The 2,434-nt window shown below is 68.6% G+C and carries 2 protein-coding genes; both read left to right on the top strand.

The window, feature by feature from the left end:
• Positions 1-80 precede the first annotated feature (80 nt).
• On the top strand, positions 81-1,610 hold the full coding sequence (gene eccD, locus ACRDUX_RS20370; RefSeq protein WP_526415883.1) for a type VII secretion integral membrane protein EccD: 1,530 nt from the start codon (positions 81-83) through the stop codon (positions 1,608-1,610).
• Between the two features lie 14 nt (positions 1,611-1,624).
• Complete coding sequence (locus tag ACRDUX_RS20365; RefSeq protein ID WP_526415881.1) at positions 1,625-2,383, top strand: hypothetical protein; 759 nt, start codon at positions 1,625-1,627, stop codon at positions 2,381-2,383.
• Positions 2,384-2,434: the final 51 nt, after the last annotated feature.

Genomic DNA, 2,434 nt, shown 5'->3' with positions numbered 1-2,434 from the left:
CTGCTGGACAATGAATTCCGAAGGCGGATCACTGAACTGGCCGCGGCGCTGTCCGACGACTTCGACCGGCTCGAACGTCGTTGACCACCACGGCCGCCGCCCCTAGCACGCCGAGCACCACGCCCGGCCGGCCGTCGACGACGCGCGTCACCATCCTGACGGGGCGCCGCATGACGGATCTCGTCCTGCCGTCCGCCGCGCCGGTCGAGACATACATCGACGAGACCGTGTTGGTGCTGGCGGAGTTGCTCGAGGACACGCCGGCGGACGTCCTGGCGGGCTTCGACTTCAAGGCGCAGGGGGAGTGGGCGTTCGCGCGTCCAGGTGCCCCGCCGCTGAAGGCCGCCGAGTCGCTCGATGAGGCAGGCGTCGTCGACGGCGCGCTGCTGACCTTGGTGTCGGTGAGTCGCACCGAGCGGTACCGACCGCTGGTCGAGGACGTCATCGACGCGATCGCCGTGCTCGACGAGTCACCGGAGTTCGACCGCACCGCGCTGAATCGCTTCGTGGGACTGGTGATTCCGGTCGTGGCACTACTCGTCGCCGGGGTCGTCGTGCTCAGCTGGTCGCAGACCGGGCACGGCTGGTGGTGGACGCTGGCCCTCGCCGTGCTCGGCGTCGGATTGCTCGGTGGCAGTGTGCTGGCCAGGAATCGGTACCAGAACCTCGACGCCTCCGAGAGTCTGCTGGTCGCTTCGCTCGCACCGCTCGCGGGTGCTGCCGCGCTGGTCGTTCCGTTGCCCGACGGGGTGTCAGGGTTGGGCGCCCCCAACGTCGCCGGTGCTGCCGCCGTGCTCCTGCTGGTGGTTCTGGCCACGCGGGGAGGCCCACGCAAGCGCGCGGAGGTGGCGTCGTTCCTGGCGATCTTCGCGGTCGCGGTCACTGCCGCCGCCGTCGCGTACGGCTACGGATGGCAGGACTGGGTACCGGCAAGCGCCATCGCCTTCGGCATGATCGTCGTGACCAACTCCGCGAAGCTGACGGTGGCCGTCGCGCGGATCGCGCTCCCGCCCATCCCGGCACCCGGTGAGTCCGTGTCGAACGATGAACTGCTGGATCCGGTTTCGACGCGCGAAGCGACGGACGAGGAAACGCCGACGTGGCAGGCGATCATCGCGTCCGTGCCCGAATCGGCGGTGCGACTGACTGAACGCAGCCACCTGGCCAAGCAACTGCTGGTCGGCTTCCTGACGGCCGGCGCGGTGGTGTTGGCCGCTGGTGCGATCGCGGTGGTGGTGCAGGGACACTTCTTCGTCCACAGCCTGATCGTGGCGGGGCTCGTCACGACGGTCTGCGGATTCCGCTCACGCCTGTACGCCGAGCGGTGGTGTGCCTGGGCGCTTCTCGCCGCGACGGTGGTGATCCCGACCGGCGTGATGATCAAGCTATGTCTGTGGAACCCGCAGAGTGCGTGGCTGGTGCTCAGCATCTACTGCGTGGGTGTCGTCGTCGCCCTGATCCTGGTCGGTGCAACCGACGGCGTCCGGCGAGTGTCGCCGGTGACCAAGAGAATTCTCGAACTGCTCGACGGCGCTGCGATCGCGGCCGTCATCCCGCTGCTGCTGTGGATCGCGGGTGTCTACGACGTCGTTCGAAACATTCGATTCTGAGCGGGGTGGAGTGAATGGGAATGGGTGACGGCGCCGTTCCGCCGCTGACGGTCGATCCAGAACTGTTGGAGCGCTACGGCAATCAGTTGCTGACGGCGGCCGGGGGTCTGCCCGAGGCGCCGCCGCCCTTCACCGTCACGGGTACCGATCCGATGAGCCAGGCGATTGCGGACAAGCTGCCCGCGATGGAGGGCGCGATCCAGGACGGGTTACCGCAGCTCAAGGACCAAGCGACAGGCACTGCGTCCACCATCGTGTCCGCCGCCGGGCAGTACAAGAGTGCGGACCAGCAGAATGCCGCGGACATCGAGAAGCATCAGTTCGATTCGGCCGGTGGCCCCGGCGGGGGTTCGGGCGCCGGAGGCGGTGGTGCGATGGGCCAAATGGGCGAGATGATGAGCATGCCGATGCAGATGGCCGGGCAGGCCATGCAGATACCGATGCAGGCGATGGGAGCCGTTGCCTCCGTGCCGCAGGGCATCATGCAGGGCGTCCAGCAGATCAGCCAGATGGCAGGCGGGCTGGGAGGATCCGGCGACGCGGCCGACGGCAAGCCGGCCGAGGACGGCAAGCCGGACAAGCCAGCCGACGACGGTACCGAGAAGCCGGACGACCGTCGCGACGACGCCAAGGACAAGCCGGGCGCGGAGCCGGGTGCCACGAATGCGGAACGGGCGCCCGAGCCTGCACCGAAGGACGCGCCGGCGACAGCTCCGGCGCCGCAGCAGAGCTCGCCGCGGCACGCTGCTCCCGACCCAGCGGTGAACCTGTAGAACTGCCCGGCGCTAGACCGTGGCGTCCTCGCTGATCGCGTCGGACATGAT

It is taken from the genome of Mycobacterium sp. (assembly GCF_050701675.1).
Taxonomy (GTDB): domain Bacteria; phylum Actinomycetota; class Actinomycetes; order Mycobacteriales; family Mycobacteriaceae; genus Mycobacterium.
This window is presented reverse-complemented; position numbering and strand designations above follow the sequence as displayed.

Excerpts from the sequence above, each read along its gene's own strand:
- ACRDUX_RS20365 (WP_526415881.1), top strand. The coding sequence starts at position 1,625 with ATGGGAATGGGTGACGGCGCCGTTCCGCCGCTGACGGTCGATCCAGAA.